The organism is Pseudomonas sp. LS2P72, assembly GCF_054897865.1.
This window is the reverse complement of record NZ_CM142708.1, coordinates 1,151,983-1,170,542: the sequence shown is the minus strand read 5'-3', so window position 1 is coordinate 1,170,542 and position 18,560 is coordinate 1,151,983. Positions and strand designations below refer to the sequence as shown.

The 18,560-nt window shown below is 60.2% G+C and carries 15 protein-coding genes; 2 read left to right on the top strand and 13 right to left on the bottom strand.

Translation table 11 applies throughout. The annotated features are described in order from the left end of the window. The first annotated feature begins 241 nt into the window (after window positions 1-241). The gene (gene estP / locus ACYZUA_RS05280; protein WP_461962326.1) at window positions 242-2,149 is read left to right on the top strand and encodes an esterase EstP; all 1,908 of its coding nucleotides are present in this window, start codon (window positions 242-244) and stop codon (window positions 2,147-2,149) included. Between the two features lie 176 nt (window positions 2,150-2,325). Here estP and trpE read toward each other — a convergent pair whose 3' ends face one another. The 10 genes from trpE to ACYZUA_RS05230 form a co-directional block, all read right to left on the bottom strand. Beyond that, window positions 2,326-3,807: an anthranilate synthase component I gene (trpE, locus tag ACYZUA_RS05275; RefSeq protein ID WP_461962325.1), complete on the bottom strand. Its 1,482-nt coding sequence runs from the start codon at window positions 3,805-3,807 to the stop codon at window positions 2,326-2,328. A 71-nt stretch (window positions 3,808-3,878) separates the two neighbouring features. Next, window positions 3,879-4,697, bottom strand: a complete 819-nt coding sequence (locus ACYZUA_RS05270) for a phosphoglycolate phosphatase (RefSeq protein WP_461962324.1) — start codon at window positions 4,695-4,697, stop codon at window positions 3,879-3,881. Continuing rightward, window positions 4,694-5,368, bottom strand: coding sequence for a ribulose-phosphate 3-epimerase (gene rpe / locus ACYZUA_RS05265; protein WP_461962323.1), 675 nt, complete (start codon window positions 5,366-5,368; stop codon window positions 4,694-4,696). Before rpe ends, ACYZUA_RS05270 begins: the two co-directional genes overlap by 4 nt. Window positions 5,369-5,447: 79 nt before the next feature. Next, window positions 5,448-6,596: an iron-containing alcohol dehydrogenase gene (locus ACYZUA_RS05260; protein WP_461962322.1), complete on the bottom strand. Its 1,149-nt coding sequence runs from the start codon at window positions 6,594-6,596 to the stop codon at window positions 5,448-5,450. 322 nt (window positions 6,597-6,918) lie between these two features. After that, window positions 6,919-7,743: an ABC transporter permease gene (locus ACYZUA_RS05255; protein ID WP_461962321.1), complete on the bottom strand. Its 825-nt coding sequence runs from the start codon at window positions 7,741-7,743 to the stop codon at window positions 6,919-6,921. 12 nt (window positions 7,744-7,755) lie between these two features. After that, complete coding sequence (locus ACYZUA_RS05250; RefSeq protein ID WP_095127227.1) at window positions 7,756-9,003, bottom strand: ABC transporter permease; 1,248 nt, start codon at window positions 9,001-9,003, stop codon at window positions 7,756-7,758. A 206-nt stretch (window positions 9,004-9,209) separates the two neighbouring features. After that, the gene (locus ACYZUA_RS05245; RefSeq protein WP_134104578.1) at window positions 9,210-10,253 is read right to left on the bottom strand and encodes an ABC transporter substrate-binding protein; all 1,044 of its coding nucleotides are present in this window, start codon (window positions 10,251-10,253) and stop codon (window positions 9,210-9,212) included. A gap of 49 nt (window positions 10,254-10,302) precedes the next feature. Then, window positions 10,303-11,427, bottom strand: a complete 1,125-nt coding sequence (locus ACYZUA_RS05240) for an ABC transporter ATP-binding protein (RefSeq protein WP_461962320.1) — start codon at window positions 11,425-11,427, stop codon at window positions 10,303-10,305. Window positions 11,428-11,793: 366 nt separating this feature from the next. Next, the gene (locus ACYZUA_RS05235; RefSeq protein WP_003210977.1) at window positions 11,794-12,423 is read right to left on the bottom strand and encodes a response regulator; all 630 of its coding nucleotides are present in this window, start codon (window positions 12,421-12,423) and stop codon (window positions 11,794-11,796) included. After that, complete coding sequence (locus ACYZUA_RS05230) at window positions 12,424-14,823, bottom strand: PAS domain-containing sensor histidine kinase (protein WP_461962319.1); 2,400 nt, start codon at window positions 14,821-14,823, stop codon at window positions 12,424-12,426. Window positions 14,824-14,896: 73 nt separating this feature from the next. Here ACYZUA_RS05230 and ACYZUA_RS05225 point away from each other — a divergent pair, with 73 nt between their 5' ends. Next, on the top strand, window positions 14,897-15,892 hold the full coding sequence (locus ACYZUA_RS05225) for an alpha/beta hydrolase family protein (protein WP_461962318.1): 996 nt from the start codon (window positions 14,897-14,899) through the stop codon (window positions 15,890-15,892). Window positions 15,893-16,063: 171 nt separating this feature from the next. On the opposite strand, the gene ACYZUA_RS05220 is transcribed toward ACYZUA_RS05225, so the two are convergent. Genes ACYZUA_RS05220 through ACYZUA_RS05210 form a run of 3 tightly spaced genes read right to left on the bottom strand, consistent with a single transcriptional unit; the run spans window position 16,064 to window position 18,520 of the window. After that, window positions 16,064-16,831 carry a TerB family tellurite resistance protein gene (locus ACYZUA_RS05220; protein WP_461962317.1) on the bottom strand — a complete coding sequence of 256 codons (768 nt, stop codon included), beginning with the start codon at window positions 16,829-16,831 and terminating at the stop codon, window positions 16,064-16,066. Between the two features lies 1 nt (window position 16,832). Then, the gene (murU, locus tag ACYZUA_RS05215) at window positions 16,833-17,504 is read right to left on the bottom strand and encodes an N-acetylmuramate alpha-1-phosphate uridylyltransferase MurU (RefSeq protein WP_461962316.1); all 672 of its coding nucleotides are present in this window, start codon (window positions 17,502-17,504) and stop codon (window positions 16,833-16,835) included. Beyond that, a complete protein-coding gene (locus ACYZUA_RS05210; protein WP_461962315.1) occupies window positions 17,501-18,520 on the bottom strand; it encodes an aminoglycoside phosphotransferase family protein in 1,020 nt (339 codons plus the stop codon). Before ACYZUA_RS05210 ends, murU begins: the two co-directional genes overlap by 4 nt. Window positions 18,521-18,560: the final 40 nt, after the last annotated feature.

Genomic DNA, 18,560 nt, shown 5'->3' with positions numbered 1-18,560 from the left:
CAGGCGCGCCAACGCCAACGGGCGTGTGCCTTGATGACTTGATCCAGAAGTTTGCTGACGATCAACACGGGGAAGGTCTCATTTATACGTCTCGGCACAGTAACTTAGCTGGGCAGAGCGTGCAATATGGGGCGATCGAAGCTCTTGAAACAATTGGCGGGTTCGCGCCGAACGGCAATAGGCTCTATAGTTTTTGGCACTATCGTTTTGCTCACTACAACAATAACAAACGGACTTGCTCATGATCAGACAGACATTGGCTGTACCGCTTGCCGGCTGCTTGCTCGCCATGGCCTGCACCCAGGCGATCGCGGCGCCCAACCCTTATTCGAATTTCATCGTCTTCGGCGATAGCCTCAACGATGCCGGACAGTTTACCGACACGGGCGGTCCTCCCGGCTCGACCGTGCGTTTCACCAACCGGACCGGCCCGGTTTACCAGAACGGCAGCGGCGAAGTTTATTCCGCCAACTCGACCCAACTGCTGGGTGAAAGGCTCGGCTTTTCACCGGACCAGACGGCCGCTTCAACCTCGGCCGCACGCGCGAACCAGGGCCTGCCGGATGGTAACAACTGGGCCGTTGGCGGATATCGCACCGACCAGATCCTCACCTCGATCACTACCGCATCCGCCACGGGCGAACGCATACGCCCGGGCTATCTGCCGACAAACAATTTCAGCGCCGATCCGAATGCGCTGTATTACATTTCCGGGGGTGGTAACGATTTTCTTCAGGGACGTGTCCTAAGTGGCGCTCAAGCGAATGCCGCTGCAGATCGACTGGCCAACAGCGTCCAGGTTCTGCAAACCGCCGGTGCCCGATACATCGTGGTATGGCTGCTGCCCGACCTGGGTTTGACGCCCGCCATCAATGGCACGCCCCAGCAGACACCCACCTCACTACTGAGCTCTGCCTTCAACCGGCAACTGGTCACTCGACTGGCGGGGATCGATGCCGAAATCATCCCGTTGAACATTCCGCTGCTGTTGCAGGAAACCTTCGCCGATCCGGCACGATTCGGTTTTGCTACCGGCCAGAACCTGACGGCGACGTGTTTCAGCGGTAACAGCTGCACCGAAAACCCTACGTATGGCATCAACAGTGCCACCCCGGACCCCAGCAAGCTGATTTACAACGATGGGGTTCATCCGACCGAAGCCGGGCAGAAACTGATTTCCGACTACGCCTATTCCTTACTGGCAGCGCCCTGGGAGCTGACGTTGTTGCCGGAAATGGCCCACGCCACCTTGCGTGCGCACCAGGATGAACTGCGCAGCCAATGGCAATCGGACTGGGAGAACTGGCAGGCGGTCGGCCAATGGCGCGCGATTGTCGCCGGTGGCGGTCAGCATCTGGATGTCGATAGCCAAAGCAGCGGCGCCAGCGCCGACGGCGACGGTTACAACGTGAATGTCGGCGGCAGCTATCGTCTCAATGACGCCTGGCGCGTCGGTGTGGCGGCGGGGTTCTATCGTCAGAATCTGGAGGCAGGCAGCAACGATTCGGACTACAAACTCAACAGCTACCTGGCCACTGCCTTCGCCCAGTTCCAGCAGAATCGCTGGTGGGCCGATGCCGCGTTGACCGGCGGCAAGCTGGATTACGACAACCTCAAACGCAAATTCGATTTGGGTGCCGGCGAAGGCGCGGAGAAAGGCGATACCGATGGCGATCTCTGGGCCTTCAGCACTCGCCTTGGCTACGACATTGCGCAACCGGGCAGCGAGTGGCACCTGTCGCCGTTCATCAGCGCCGATTACGCCAAGGTGGAAGTCGACGGCTACTCGGAAAACAGCACTCGTTCCACCGCGCTGACCTTTGACGATCAGACTCGCGATTCAAAACGTCTGGGCGCCGGTCTGCAGGGTAAGTACCAGATCACCGCGCAGACTCAAGTGTTCGGCGAATACGCGTATGAGCATGAATACGAGGATGACACTCAGAAAGTAAACATCGCGCTCAACAGCCTGCCGTCCCTCGACTTCAAGCTGGATGGCTATACACCGCAAAGCCACTTGAATCGCGTGAGCCTGGGGGTCAGCCACAAGTTGACGGCCGATCTGGCGCTGCGTGGCGGATATACGTTCCGCAAGGATGATGACTTTACCCAGCAAGGGCTTACCGTTGGGGTTGCGCTGGATTTCTGATCCGGCAAACAGCAGGCATAAAAAAACGCGGCGCCCTGACAGGCACCGCGTTTTTTTATGCTGGGAGGCCCTTGTGGGAGCGAGCCTGCTCGCGATGACGGACTGACATTCAACATCTCTGTTGCCTGACATATCGCTATTGCGAGCAGGCTCGCTCCCACAGGTTCTGCGTGAACTCAGCTTGCCGGGGTTTGTTCAGCCAGGGCCACTGCACGGAACATCGCGCGGCGCTTGTTCAGGGTTTCTTCCCATTCCAGCGCCGGTACCGAGTCGGCAACGATGCCGCCACCGGCCTGCACGTGCAGTTCGCCGTTCTTGATCACTGCGGTGCGTATCGCGATTGCGGTGTCCATGTTGCCGTTCCAGGCGAAGTAGCCGACGGCGCCGCCGTAGACACCACGCTTGACCGGCTCCAGTTCGTCGATGATTTCCATCGCGCGAATCTTCGGTGCGCCAGACAAGGTGCCCGCCGGCAGAATCGCGCGCAGTGCGTCCATCGCCGTCAGCCCGGCCTTCAATTGACCGGTGACGTTGGACACGATGTGCATCACGTTGGAATAGCGCTCGATGACCATTTTTTCGGTGAGTTTCACCGAACCGATTTCCGAGACCCGACCGGTGTCGTTACGACCCAGGTCGATCAGCATCAAGTGCTCGGCAATTTCCTTGTCGTCGGACAGCAGGTCTTTTTCCAGTGCCAGGTCGGCCTCTTCGTTGGCGCCGCGCGGACGGGTGCCGGCGATCGGGCGCACGGTGATCAGGTTGTCTTCGACCCGCACCAGCACTTCCGGCGAACTGCCGACGACATGGAAGTCGCCGAAGTTGAAGAAGTACATATAAGGCGTCGGGTTGAAGCAACGCAGCGCCCGGTACAGATCGATCGGCGCAGCCTTGAAGTCGATCGACATGCGCTGGGACGGCACGACCTGCATGCAGTCACCGGCCAGGATGTATTCCTTGATGGTGTCGACGGCTTTTTCATAATCGTTCTGGGTGAAGCTCGAACGAAATATCGGATCAGCAGACTGTTGCTTGCTGAAATCCAGGCCACGGCGCGGGGTAATCGGCTGACGGAGTTTTTCCAGCAGCTCCTCCAGACGCGCCTGACCTTGCTCGAAAGCATCGTCCTGCGAGGGATCGGCCAGGACAATCGCGTGCATCTTGCCGGCGAGGTTGTCGAATACCACTACCGCGTCAGAAACCATCAGCAGAATGTCCGGCACGCCCAGTGGATCCGGGTTCGGGCATTTGCCCAGACGCTTCTCCACATAGCGCACGCAGTCGTAACCGAAATAACCCACCAGACCGCCATTGAAGCGCGGCAGGCCAGGAATGGTTGGCACGTTGTAGCGAGCTTTGAATGCTTCTACGAACGCCAGTGGATCTTCGGCTTCGTGGCTTTCGATCTCGATGCCGTCGTGGGTCACGCTGACGTGATGGTCGTGAACCCGCAGCACGGTGCGGCACGGCAGGCCGATGATCGAGTAACGGCCCCACTTTTCCCCGCCCTGCACCGATTCCAGCAGGTAGGAGTTGGGCTCGTCGGCCAGTTTCAGGTAGATCGACAGCGGCGTGTCGAAGTCGGCCAGGGTTTCGCAGGCAAGCGGGATGCGGTTGTAGCCGGCAGCGGCCAAACGCAGGAATTCTTCGCGGATCATGGGGTAGCCTCGTGGCTTGAGGGTCTAACAGTCAGGTATGCAAACGCGCCGGTATGCCGGCCAGGAACAAGTCAGGCGCGCCAACGCCAGCGGGCCAGGGCCTTGATGACTTTCATCCAGAGTTTGCGAGTGACCACCACGATGGCGTTTCCAGAAGGGGGTTGAACAGCGTCGGGCAACGTTATCTCAGCGGCCGGATCCAGGCAACCGCGAATTAACTTGCGCAGATCGTCGATCACCAGCGCCGGCGACTCTTCGGCAATCGGCCGGCCGTGGTTATAGCCGTAACTGAGCGCCACGCATTTGACCCCCGCCGCTTTCGCCGCCAGCACATCGCTGCGCGAATCGCCGACGAACAAGGATTGCGACGCCGGGATGTTGGTCATTTTCATCACGAAAAACAGCGCTGCCGGGTCCGGCTTTTTCTGTGGCAGGGTGTCGCCGCCGATGATCAAGCGGAAATAACGACCGATTTTCATCTGATCCAGCAGCGGCGCGACGAAGCGCTCCGGCTTGTTGGTGATCAGCGCCATCTCGACACCCTGCTTGTGCAGCCATTTCAGGGTGTCGCGCACGCCGGGGTAAACCACCGTCAGCTCGTGACCGTCCTCGTAAAAACCGTTGAACAGCTCCAGGGCATGCTCGGCCTCGACCTCATCGACACCCTCGGCGTCGATGTGGTTGGCCAAGGCCCGGCGCACCAGCGTGTGCACGCCATTGCCCACCCACTCACGCACCGATTCGATGCCGGCAGGTTGACGCCCGAGTTTGAGCAGCATGTTATCCACAGCCGCTGCGAGGTCAGGGACCGAATCGATCAACGTGCCATCCAGATCGAACATCACCAGCCGCGGCAGAGACCCCGGGAACAGCTGCTCAAAGCCACTCATGGGCGGGCCAGCGCCAATTCGGAACGCATCTTTTCAATCACATCCTGGTAATTCGGCGCATTGAAGATCGCCGAGCCGGCGACGAAGGTGTCAGCGCCAGCAGCCGCGATTTCACGAATGTTGTTCACGTTCACGCCGCCGTCGATTTCCAGGCGAATGTCACGCCCGGAAGCATCGATCAGCGCCCGCGCTTCACGCAGCTTGTCGAGAGTGCCGGGGATGAACTTCTGCCCGCCGAAACCCGGGTTGACGCTCATCAGCAGGATCATGTCGACCTTGTCCATCACGTACTTGAGCACGTCCAGCGGGGTCGCCGGGTTGAACACCAGGCCCGACTTGCAGCCACCTTCGCGGATCAGCTGCAGGGAACGGTCGACGTGCTGCGAGGCTTCCGGGTGAAAAGTGATGTAGGTCGCGCCGGCTTCGATGAAGTCACCGACGATGCGGTCCACCGGGCTGACCATCAGGTGCGCGTCGATCGGCGCAGTCACGCCGTACTTGCGCAGCGCGGCACACACCATCGGGCCGATGGTCAGGTTCGGCACGTAGTGGTTGTCCATGACATCGAAGTGCACGAAGTCGGCGCCAGCGGCCAGGACGTTATCCACTTCTTCACCCAGGCGGGCGAAGTCGGCGGAGAGAATCGACGGAGCAATTACGAAGGGCTGCATGACGCACCTTTTTTGAGCAAAATCACGATGGCGCGCATTGTATACCGCATGCTTTGAAGCGCGCACCGTGACGCGATAATCAGTAGGCCGCTCGGTAGATCTTCTCGATATCGACGGCACTCAGTTTGCGCGGATTGTTGCGCATCAGGCGCTCAGTTCCCGCCGCCTCCACCGCCATGGCCGGGATGGCGTCTTCCGGAACGCCGAAGCTGTGCAGGCCCGGCGGGATTTCCACCGCAGCGCACAACTCGGTCATCGCCTCTACGGCCTTGTCCGCCGCATCGTTGGCGCTCAGATGAGCGGTCTTCACCCCCATGGCCTCGGCGATATCTTGCATGCGCTCCACGCAGGCCATTTTGTTCCAGGTCATGACATACGGCAGCAGCAAGGCGTTGCTGACGCCATGGGCAATGTTGTAACGGCCGCCCAGCGGATACGCCAGCGCGTGCACCGCGCCGACCCCGGCATTGCCGAACGCCATACCGGCCATCAGGCTGGCGGTAGCCATGTCTTCGCGGGCCTGGAGATTGGACGGATTGGCGTAAGCCTTCGGCAGCGCCTTGGCGATGAGTTTGATGGCGCCGATGGCCAGAGCGTCGGTAATCGGTGAGGCGTTCAACGACAGATAGGATTCGATGGCGTGCACCAGTGCATCGACGCCACTGGCGGCAGTGACACTGCGCGGACAGGTCAGGGTCATTTGCGGGCTGACCAGCGCCACGTCCGGTAATAGATAGTCGCTGACGATGCCTTTCTTCAGCTGCGCGACCTTGTCGGAGAGGATCGCCACGTTAGTGACTTCCGAGCCGGTACCGGCAGTGGTCGGAATGGCGATCAGCGGCGGACCTTTGCGTGGCACCTGATCGATGCCGAACAGATCCTCCAGCGCCCCGTGATAACCGGCGTAGGCCGCGACACTTTTAGCGATATCGATGGCACTGCCGCCGCCCAGGCCGATCAGTCCATCGTGCCCGCCCTCGCGGTAGACCCGCATGCAGTCTTCGACGATGGCGATTTCCGGGTCTGGCAATACGCGGTCGAAAATTTCGTAGGTTCGGTCGCCCAGCTGCGCCAGCGCCAGCTGGACCGTGCCGGACTTGACCAGTGCGGCATCGGTGACGATCAGCGGGTTGTCGATGTCCAGGCGTGTCAGTTCAGCCGCCAGTTGCTCGATGGCACCGGCGCCGGTGATCAGTTTGTGAGCGATTTTGAAAGAGGAAAGACTCATGTGCGCAGCCTCTTATAGATAGGGGAGCTGGGCACAAGAGTAGCTGGGGATTGGAGTTTGTCTGCTATTTGGGGGTGAATGATTGGTAGGTTTTCGGTGGTGGATAAGTATGGGGTGGGTCAGTTGGATCAGCCCCTCACCCTAACCCCAAGGGGTATCGGGGACTGACCGAGGCGTTCTTTCGAGTTACATCGACCTGAAAATTCTGAGTCGAACTCAGGTTTTGAAAGCGATGGAGATCGGCTCCCTTTCCCCCTCTCCCCTGTGGGGCGGTCCGACGTTTCGGGAGGGTTGGGGTGAGGGGTGGCTCTCCAGCTTGCCACTAAACCTGGGCGGTCCGCAGTTTCTCGCTACGCCCACGCAGCCATTCCAGGGTCAGCAGCAGGATTACCGAGAAGACAATCAACAACGTCGCCGCCGCAGCAATTGTCGGGCTGAGGTTTTCGCGGATGCCGCTGAACATCTGCCGTGGCAGGGTCGCTTGCTCTGGGCCGGCGAGGAACAGCGTCACCACCACTTCGTCGAACGAAGTCGCGAAGGCAAACAGCGCACCGGAGATCACCCCAGGCGCAATCAGCGGCAAGGTCACCCGACGGAACGCCGTCAGTGGCGAAGCACCGAGGCTCGCAGCAGCACGCACCAGGTTTTGGTTAAACCCCTGCAACGTCGCCGATACCGTGATGATCACAAACGGCACGCCCAACACCGCATGCACCACGATCAGCGAGAAGAAGCTGTTACCCAGCCCCAGTGGCGCGAAAAACAGATAGCTCGCCACCCCAATGATCACCACCGGTACCACCATCGGCGAAATCACCAGCGCCATCACCAGCGCCTTGCCGCGGAAGTCGCCCCGTGTCAGGCCGATTGCCGCCAGCGTACCGAAGATCATCGCCAACACCGTCGCCGCCGGAGCAACGATGATGCTGTTCTTCAGCGCACGCATCCACTCGGCCGAAGCGAAGAAATCCTGGTACCAGTGCAGCGAAAAGCCTTGCAGCGGGTACACCAGAAAACTCCCGGAGTTGAACGACAGCGGAATGATCACCAGCACCGGCAGAATCAGGAACAACAAAATCAAGCCGCAGAGAATCCGCAAGCTGTAGAACCACACCCGTTCAATGGGCGACATATAAGGACTCAGCATTTCGTTCTCCCCTTAGCTCAGGCGCAGGCGACTGGCGCCCACCAGCCAGCTGTAAATCAGATAAAGCACCACGGTCGCCAACAGCAGCAGCCCACCGAGTGCGGTCGCCATGCCCCAGTTGATGCTGGTGTTGGTGTAGAAGGCGACGAAGTAACTGACCATCTGATCGTTCGGGCTGCCCAGCAACGCCGGGGTGATGTAGTAGCCAATGGCGAGGATGAACACCAACAGGCAACCGGCGCCGACACCGGCGTAAGTCTGCGGGAAATACACCCGCCAGAAACTGGCGAACGGGTGGCAGCCGAGGGAAATCGCGGCACGCATGTAGGTCGGCGAGATGCCTTTCATCACGCTGTAGATCGGCAGAATCATGAACGGCAGCAGGATGTGCACCATGGAGATGTAAACCCCGGTGCGGTTGAACACCAGCTCCAGCGGTTTATCGATGATGCCCATCGCCATCAGGCCGCTGTTGATCAAGCCGCCCGATTGCAGCAACACGATCCATGCGGCGACCCGCACCAGGATCGAGGTCCAGAACGGCAGCAGCACCAGAATCATCAGCAGGTTGCTTTGACGTGATGGCAAGTTCGCCAGCAAGTAGGCCAATGGATACGCCAGCAACAGGCAGATCACGGTGATGATCAGCCCCATCCAGAACGTCCGGGCAAAGATGTCGAGGTAGATCGCCTGATCGGGCGTGGCCGGGGCGATTTCGCCGAGGTCATCGATACGGTGATCGACCGCCGCCAGCAAGTAATAAGGTGTGATGTTGCTGGTGTTGCGGCGCACGGCTTGCCAGTAGGCCGGGTCACCCCAGCGCTCGTCGAGACCTTCCAGCGCTTCTTTATAAGAGGCCGGTTCGGTGGCGAACGGTAAGGCACGTGCAGTTTTGGTCAGCAAGCTGCGGTAGCCGGCCAACTCCATGTTCAAGCGCTTGGACAGGTCGCCCAAGGTCTGATTCTTGCGGGCTTCAGCGAGGTCTTCGCTGGCGGCCTTGTAAACCGGTTCAGCGGGCAGGCCTCGGCCATCCCAACTGGCGATAGCCGCCACGGTGCGCGGCATGCCGCCGACCACTTCCGGGTTACCAACGCTTTTGTAGAGCAGCGCCACGATGGGCACCAGGAACACCAGCAACAGAAACAGCACCAACGGCGCGATCAAGGCTTGTGCTTTCCAGCGGTTGATCCGCTCGGCGTGCTTGAGCCGCTGCTTCAAGGTGGGGTCGGTGCCCGCGTTCAGGGGAATGGCGGTGGCCATGGCGTACTCCGGAAATCTTTGATCGTTACAGAGGTGGCACTCCCTGTAAGGGAGGCCACCTCTGTTCTTGTTAGCTACACATCGCCCCTGTAGGAGCATGGCTTGCCCGCGAAAGCGTCGGCACATTCAACTTCAATGTTGACTGACACGCCGCCATCGCGGGCAAGCCTTACTCCTACAGGAGTGGATAAGCCCACGGGGTGGTCTTATTTTGCAGCCCAGGAATTGAAGCGCTGTTCCAGTTGCTCGCCGTTGTCAGCCCAGAAGCTGACGTCGATCTGCACCTGGTTGGCGATGTTTTCCGGGGTGGTCGGCATGTCTTTCAGGACATCCTTGGCCAGCAACGGTACGGCTTGAATGTTGGCCGGGCCGTAGGCGATGTTTTCCGAGTAGGTCTTCTGCTGCTGCGGCGCCACCGAGAACGCGATGAATTTCTTCGCCGCTTCGGCGCGCTTGGCGTCCAGACCTTTCGGAATGGCCCATGCGTCGAAGTCGTAAATACCGCCGTTCCACACGACTTTCAGGTTGCTTTCTTTCTGCACGGCAGCGATCCGGCCGTTGTAGGCCGAGCTCATGACCACGTCGCCGGAAGCGAGGTACTGCGGCGGTTGTGCGCCGGCTTCCCACCACTGGATGCTTGGTTTCAGCTCATCGAGTTTCTTGAACGCGCGGTCCTGACCATCCTTGCCGGCCAGCACTTTGTAGACGTCTTTCGGCGCAACGCCGTCGGCCATCAGAGCGAATTCCAAGGTGTACTTGGCGCCTTTACGCAGGCCACGTTTGCCCGGGAATTTCTTGGTGTCCCAGAAATCCACCCAACTGGTCGGCGCGGAAGCCAGTTTGTCGGCGTTATAGGCCAACACGGTCGACCACACGAAGAAGCCCACGCCGCATGGCTGGATGGCACCTTTGACGTAGTCTTCGGACTTGCCGAACAACTTCGGATCAAGTTGCTCGAACATGTCTTCGTCGCAACCACGGGACAGTTCTGGCGATTCAACTTCTACCAGGTCCCAGGACACGCTCTTGGTGTCGACCATGGCTTTGACCTTGGCCATCTCGCCGTTGTACTCGCCCGCCACGATCTTGCCGTTGCCTGCCGCTTCCCACGGTGCGTAGAAGGCTTTGACCTGCGCTGCCTTGTTCGCCCCGCCAAAGGACACCACGGTCAGGTCCGGGCCCGCCGCCATTGCGTGTGCCGCACCGATCATGCCCATGACCAAAGCGGTGAATTTCAGGGATCTCAACATTTATTGTTCTCTCCACGTGCAGGGTTGGTGTTGTTGAAGCAGGGGGCGATCAATGCGCCTCTAGAAGTGGGTCGAGCGCGCGAACGTGTTCGACCTGCCAGCCAAGCGGTACCACGTCGCCGACGGCCAGCGCGGGATCGAGCTCGGCAATCGGTTGTTTCACAAAAAAATCGGTCTTGCCGCAGACTTCCAGGCGAACCCGGACGTGGTCGCCCAGGTAGATGAATTCCGCCACCCTCCCCGAGAAGCGGTTGACGCATTGATCGCTTGCGCCGTTGAGGCTAATGCGCTCGGGGCGAATCGACAGCGTGACGGGCTCGCCGGTCTTGCCGACGTTGACCGCCAGGGCTTCAACCTTTTCACCGCGTCCCAACTCAACCACGCAGCGGTCGCCGGTATGGCTGTGCAAGCGGCCGTTGAGGCGGTTGTTCTCGCCGATGAAGTTGGCGACGAAGGTGTTTTTCGGCTCTTCGTAGAGGGTGCGCGGTGGCGCGATCTGCTGAATCTCGCCTTGGTGGAACACGGCCACGCGATCGGACATGGTCAGGGCTTCGCCCTGGTCGTGGGTCACGTAGACCACGGTCACGCCGAGGCGTTGGTGCAGGTGCTTGATTTCCATCTGCATGTGTTCGCGCAGCTGTTTGTCGAGTGCGCCGAGGGGTTCGTCCATCAGCACCAGTTGCGGTTCAAACACCAACGCACGGGCCAGGGCCACACGCTGCTGCTGACCGCCGGACAGTTGTGCCGGATAACGCTGGGCGAAGGTATCGAGCTGAACCATGCTCAGGACTTTTTTGACCTTGTCGCTGACATCGCTCTTGTTCAAGCCGCGCACGCTCAACGGGAACGCCAGGTTTTCGGCGACCGTCATGTGCGGGAACAATGCGTAGTTCTGGAACACCATGCCGATGTCGCGTTTGTGCGGCGGCACGTTATTGATGGAACGCCCGGCCAGCAGGATTTCGCCTGCGGTCGGTGTTTCGAAACCGGCGAGCATCATCAGGCTGGTGGTCTTGCCGGAGCCGGACGGGCCGAGCAAGGTGAGGAATTCGCCTTTGCGAATCTCCAGGTTGAGGTCTTTGACGATCAGGTTCTCGCCGTCGTAGCTTTTTTGTACTCCACGAAAGCTGACCAGAATATCGCTGGCCCCTGCGTTTGAATCGACCTGGCTCATACCCACACCTTTGTTATTGATGACTGCTGTGGACTAAGCCTAGTGGACGCTGCCAACCACGCAAATCGGGGCGCAGGAGAGAATGGCCTCAGCAGGATGGAAGGTTGGGGGTAGGGATTGCCCTACAAGGATGGCGGGAATGGGTATGTCGACGAGGGAGGGTGACAGATGTTGAGCTGCGAGCCTTACAGATCGGCAACAACAGTTTTATAGACATGTCGCAAATAGACATGCGACCCAGATCGGGTGGGAGCGAGCCTGCTCGCGATAGCAGTGGATCAGTCAAAGACATGTCGACTGACACGCCGCTATCGCGAGCAGGCTCGCTCCCACAGGGAATTGCAGTGAACCCGTCAGATTGGTGTGTTAGAGGAGTTTGTGCTCCATCGCGTACTTCACCAGTTCCGCCAGGGAGGTGATGTTGAGTTTCTGCATCAGCCGCGCCTTGTGGGTGCTGATGGTTTTGCTGCTCAAGGCCAGTTGCTGGGCGATGTCGTTGACGTTGGCGCCCTGGGCCAGGCGCTCGAACACCGAGAACTCGCGCTCGGACAGCAACGAGTGCAACGGCCGCGAATCGGTCAGGCCGACTTCGAAGACCATGCGGTCGGCCAGGTCCGGGTCGATGTAGCGTCCGCCCGCCGCAACCTTGCGAATCGCCGTCAGCAGCAGCGCAGGATCGCTGTCCTTGGTCGCATAACCGGCGGCGCCGACTTTCAGCGCACGAGCGGCCATTTGCGCTTCGTCGTGCATCGACAACACAAGAATCGCCGGCGGATTGTTCAGCGCGCGAATCCGCGGAATCGCCTCCAGGCCATTAACCCCGGGCATGGAGATGTCCAGCAAGACCACTTCGCAGGGAACATGACGCAAGGTCTCGAGCAACTGCTCACCATTGCTCGCCTCCCCTACCACCAGCAAATCCTTGGCCAGGCCGATCAATTGCTTGATGCCTTCGCGGACGATGGTGTGGTCTTCGGCTACCAGTACACGGATCACTTACTTCTCCTCATCCAGCGGCACTCGCACGCTCAGGGTCGTGCCTTCACCCGGTTCACTCTCAAGCGACAACTGCCCGCCCATGATCAACACTCGCTCGCGCATGCCGACCACCCCGAAGGAGGTTGACCTACCGGCGGCGGGGACAAATCCTACGCCATCATCGCTGACGGTCAGACACAACTCGTCGCCTTCCAGCGCCAACGTCAGTTCGACAGTATGCGCCTGGGCATGGCGCATGACATTGGTCAGCGCTTCTTGAAGGATCCGGAACAGGCCAATCGCCTTGGCATCACTGAGCACCGGCAGGTTCTCCGGCACCTGCACCAGACACGGAATCTGCGTGCGCGCCTCGAATCGGCGGGCCTGCCACTCGATGGCCGAGGCGATCCCGGCGTCGAGAATCGGTGGCCGCAGTGCCGTGGCGACATCGCGCACCAATTGGAACAGCTGCGCTATCAGTCGCTTCATGCTGTTCAAGCGTTCGTTCAGACCGGGATCGAGCTGGGCGTAGGCCAATTCGCACATGGATGTTTCCAGTTTGAGCACAGTCAACATCTGACCCAATTCATCGTGAACTTCCCGGGCGATGCGGGCCTTTTCCTCTTCCCGCACGCTTTCCAGGTGCGCGGACAATTCACGCAACTGTTCGCGAGAGCTGGCCAGTTCCAGTTCGATGCGTTTGCTCTCGCTGATGTCCCAGACGATCCCGTCCCAGACATAGGCGCCGTCTTCGAGTCGGCGGGTGATGGCCTTGATCTCGGCCCAGCGCTGTTCGCCGGAGCGGGTGAGAATCCGTCCCTGCCACGACCAGTCACTGTCGGTGTCCAGCGCATGGTCCTGGGTTTGGTGATAACTGGCCTTGTCGTCCGGGTGCACCAGGCTGCGCAGGCCTTTGTCGCGATGGGCCAGGGTGGCCGGTGAGTAACCGACCAGGCTCTCGCTGCCTTCACTGATATAAGCAAAATCGATCTGCCCGGTCACCGGCGCCCGTTCCAGTCGAAATACCAGTCCTGGAACGTTGGCGGCGATCCCTTGCAGACGCGCCTCGCTTTCCTGCAACGCGGCCAATGCACGACGGCGCTCGGTGACGTCGTTGAGGTAAACCACCAGGTATTCACCGTCGCGAAACCGCAAAAAGCTCAGCGAAACATCCGCCGGCAGATTGCTGCCATCCGCCCGTATGCAGTTGGTTTCGAAACTTTGCGGGCCATCCTCACTGGCCCGGGCGCGTTTCCACAAATTCAGCCAGCGGTCCATGTGCAAGCCGGGCTCGAAGTCGATCAACGGCCGATCAATGATCCCGCCCGCCGGATAACCCAGCATGGTTTCGGCCGCGCGATTGGCGTAGCGCACATGGCTGTCCCAGTTGACCCAAAGGATGCCGACGGTGCTCTGATCGATGGAAAACTGGGTGAGGCGCAACGCTTCTTCGCTGGCGGCACGCAGGGCAATGTCCTCGCGCGCGGCCAGCAAACGATGTTCAAGACTGTGCTGCTGCCGACGCTGCCAGAACACGATGGCCATGCTGCTCAGCATCAATACCGCCAGCAGCAGGCAGAGGTTTTGCCAGAACCCCGGGGACTCGGTCAGCCTCGGGTATTTGGGTTGCAGCCACTGGTTGTGCAGTTGCTCCAGGTCCTTGGCCGGGATCGCCCGCAACGCGCTTTCGACGATGCCGGCCAGTTCCGGCCAATCCCGGCGCGTGGCCACCCGCAATAGTTGCGGCAAGCCGATATCACCGACCACCACCAGCCCGGCGAATTCAGGCTCGGCGGACAGGCGTCCCAGCTGCGCTTCGTCGACCACGGCGTAACTGGCCTGCTGACTCAACAACAGTTGCAGTGCCTGGCGCTCGATCGGTACGCCTTGAAGGTTCAGGTGCGGGTAATTGCTGCGCAGGTAATCGGCGGTGGCGCCGGGCATGCGCACGGCAACGCGGGTCTGGCTGTCGAGTTTTTCCAGCTCTACCACGCCGGTGCTTTTCTGGTCGCTGACCACCAGTTGCGGCACCCGCATATACGGGTCGGAAAACTGCCAGAGCCGCAGGCCACCGGGTGTTTGGGTCAGCCCTGGAGCGATGTCGATTTCACCCTCGCGCGCCGCAGCTTCCAGTTGCGCCAGGTCGGGAAAGTTACGCCAGCTCAGCTCGACTTTAAGCGCCTTGGCCAGCCACTTCATCAGCTCGACATTGACCCCGGACAAACGCTGCAAGCGGCGATCGTATTGGGCGTAGGGCACTTGCAACACCAGCCCCACGCGCAACTCTCCATGTTGCGCCAGCCATTGCTGCTGGCCCGCGGACAATTGCGCGACATGCGCTGGTGGCGCGGGAGCCGCCCAGCCCATCAAGGGAAACCACAAACAGCCGATAACCCACAGGCAGCGAAAACGCATCATCGAAGTCTCACACACTGACAAATACTGACCAACCCATTAGGCTGCCGGAATAACTTCTGGCCTGGAATATCCGATGCCCCCTGTCTACCGCCTGGCACTGCCAGCATTGTGCCTGTCGCTGATCCTGCCTTGCGCCTTTTCTGTCGAGGCCGCCGACCCGGTACCTGCCGCAACGGAAACACCCGCTGAAGAAAAACCGGTCGAGCGCCAGCCGCTGCTTGAGCGTAGTCAGGAAGAAGCCTCTGCACTTGAGCGACAGATCCCTGCCGAGGAACAGCAGCAACTGCAAGCGGGCAGCGACACGTTTCTGGCCTTGTGGAAACCAGCCAATACCGGCGACCCCAAAGGCGCGGTGATTATCATCCCGGGCGCCGGCGAAACCGCTGACTGGCCGCAAGCAATCGGTCCATTGCGACGTAAATTGCCGGACGCCGAGTGGAGCAGCCTGAGTATCACCTTGCCGGACCTGCAAAGCGATGCCATTGCGCCGCGTGTCGTAGAAGTCGCTCCCAGCACACCAAAAGCCCCTGACGCCAGCAGCAAAGACTCGACCACTGCAGCGCCCATCGAACAGGCGGCGGGCGGTGAAGCGGAGGTGGCGGACAAGGCGATCGCCGAAACCAGCGAGGAACAGGCCAAAGCCGACGCCGAACGAATCTTCGCCCGCATCGACGCCGCCATTGCCTACGCCGAACAGCAAAGCGCTCGCAGCATTGTCGTGCTGGGACATGGCACTGGCGCTTACTGGGCCGCGCGCTACCTGAGCGAGAAGCAGCCCTCGCAAGTGGAGAAGTTTGTGATGGTCGCCGCTCAGATGCCGGCGAAAGCCAAACCAGAGTTGGTCGAACTGACACCGGCCCTGAAGCTGCCCACCGCAGACATCTTCTATATGGACAAGCCGCTGGACCGCAACCTGGCGCTGGAACGCTTGCAGGCCAGCAAACGTTTGAAGACTTCGGGGTTCAGTCAGGTTTCGCTCAAGGCATTGCCGGGTAATTCCAAGGCAGAGCAAGAGCAACTGTTCCGTCGGGTGCGGGGCTGGTTGAGTCCACAGAACGCGGTGAACTGATAGACCGCGCCGCCCCATTCGCGAGCAGGTCGAATCGTCGCACCGTCGCTCCCACAGTTGATCTTGGTCGTACACACATTCTGTGTCCACTGAAGATTCAATGTGGGAGCGACGGTGCGACGATTCGACCTGCTCGCGATGGCGGCTTCAGAAACAACACAATCTGTTGCCCTACCGAAAATCCCGCCGCTCGCGAATCAATGTGTAGGCGCTATGCAGTTCGCGAGTCTTGTCAGTGGCTTCGCGAACTTGCAGCGCCGTCGCACCGCTGCCGGCGATCTTGTCCGGGTGATGGCGACTCAGCAGGCGTCGATAAGCACGCTTGATCTGCGCCGGCTCACTGGTCGCCGAAACGCCCAAAAGCCGCAGGGCATCTTGATAGGTCAGCGCGCTGCTGGCCTGTGCAAACTTGTGCTGCTCGTAATCGGTCGACAGCGCCTGCACCTGCCGCGACGTCCAGCCCAGCCACTTACCCCACTGCCTGATCAGCTCTCGCTCAGCGCTACCGGCACGGCCATCCGCCCAGATCATCCGCCAACAGGCGCGCAAGACGCCTTCGGCGGCATGAGGTTGATGACTCAAGCGGCGAAGGTAACCGCGCAACCGGTCATCTCCGGACTTGCCGCGATTGAACGCGGCAATTGCCCGGAGCTGGGCCGACTCGGTCATGTCCAGCAAGCGCATTTCCTGACGGGCCTGCTGGATGTGGCCTTCCACCACCCGCCCATCGCACTTGGCCAACCGTCCCAACAACACAAACAGCAGTTCATCGTTGCGCAGCACCGAGCGGCCACCGAGCTTTTCTCGCAAGTGTGCCCAGCCCTGTATGTGCAAGTGCCGATCCAGCACCTGCCCCAACAAAGCGCCCAGCATGGCCCCCGGAATGCTGGCGATGTAAAAGCCCGCTCCGGCTCCGATCAGAGTCCCTGGCCACAACATGTCAGCGTCTCGCTTCTAACAGGGTTTCGACTTCAGCCAGACGCTCGTGAGTGCCAACATCCACCCAATGCCCATTCAAGTGCTCGCCGGTGACTTGTCCATCGGCCATGGCCTTGCGCAGCAGCGGCGCAAGCTTGAAGGCGCCGTCGGAGCAACCGTCGAACAGCTGCGGGTGCAGCACCGCGATGCCGCTATAGGTCAGGGTTGCAGCGTCCGGTTGACCGTCGCGTACTTGCCCGTCGATCAGACTGAAATCGCCGGTCGGATGATGGGCAGGGTTATCCGCCAACACCAAATGCGCCAGCCCGGTGATGGGTTGGTGCAACACGCTGAAGTCGTAGTCGGTCCAGATGTCACCGTTGACGACCATAAAGGCCTCGTCGCCCAGCAACGGCAGCGCGCGGAATATCCCGCCTCCGGTTTCCAGCGGCTCACCTTCCGGCGAGTACTGAATACGTACGCCGTATTGCGAGCCATCACCCAGGTAGTTTTCGATCAGCTGGCCGAGCCAGGCATGGTTGATCACCACCTCGGTAAACCCTGCCACCGCCAGGGCTTTCAAGTGATACTCGATCAACGGAATACCGCCAGCGCGAACCAGCGGTTTCGGCGTGGTCAAGGTCAGCGGGCGCATGCGCTCGCCTTTCCCTGCCGCCAGAATCATTGCCTTCATGCATTCACTCCAGCACGCAGACTCAGCAGCAACACATCCAGCTCGGCCAGTTCAGGACGGCGGGCGATCACGGCGTCTATATAAGCAAAGAAGCGCGGTACATCACCAAGATAGCGCGGCTTGCCGTCGCGGTGGCAGATGCGGGCAAAGATGCCGATCACTTTCAGGTGCCGCTGCACACCCATCAGGTCGCTGGCACGCAGGAAATCTTCGAAGTCGGGCTGAACCGGGATCCCGAGATCGCCCGCTTGCTGCCAGTACGCTTGCAGCCAACCGCGCACACGCTCCTCGGGCCAACTGAGGAACGCATCCTTGAACAGGCAGGTCACATCGTAGGTCACGGGACCATAAACGGCGTCCTGGAAATCCAGCACGCCGGGATTGGGCTCGCTGAGCATCAGGTTGCGCGGCATGTAGTCGCGGTGCACCAGCACTTGGGGCTGGGCCAGTGCGCTGTCGATCAATAGCTCGGTCACGTTCTGCCAGAGCATTTGCTGCGCCGAGTCGAACTCGATACCCAACTCGCGCTTCACGTACCACTCGGGGAACAATTCCAGCTCGCGACGCAGCAGCGCCACGTCATAACTTGGCAACGGTGCAACCATCGGCAACTGCTGAAAAGCCAGCAGCGCTTGCAGGGCATCCTTGAACAAAACGTCGGCATTTTCGCTGTCGATCACGTCCAGGTAAGTCTTGTTGCCCAGGTCATTGAGCAAAAGAAAACCACGTTCGAGGTCTTCGGCATAAATTTCCGGAACATTTATTCCGGATTTCGCCAGCAAAAAAGCGATATCCACGAAGGGTTTACAGTTTTCCTGGGGCGGCGGCGCGTCCATCACGACGAAGCTTCTGCCCTCGCCTTCCCAGCGAAAATAACGTCGAAAACTCGCATCGCTACTGGCCGCGGTCAACGTGGCCGGGGGTACGACGCCCCAACCCTGTTCTGCAAAGAGGACAGCCAATTGCTCATCGAGCCAAACTTTCAGGTGTTGCAAACGTACATCTTGGTCAGGCATTGCAAGGGTCTCCGACGGCGCTAGCCGTCAAGCGGGTCAT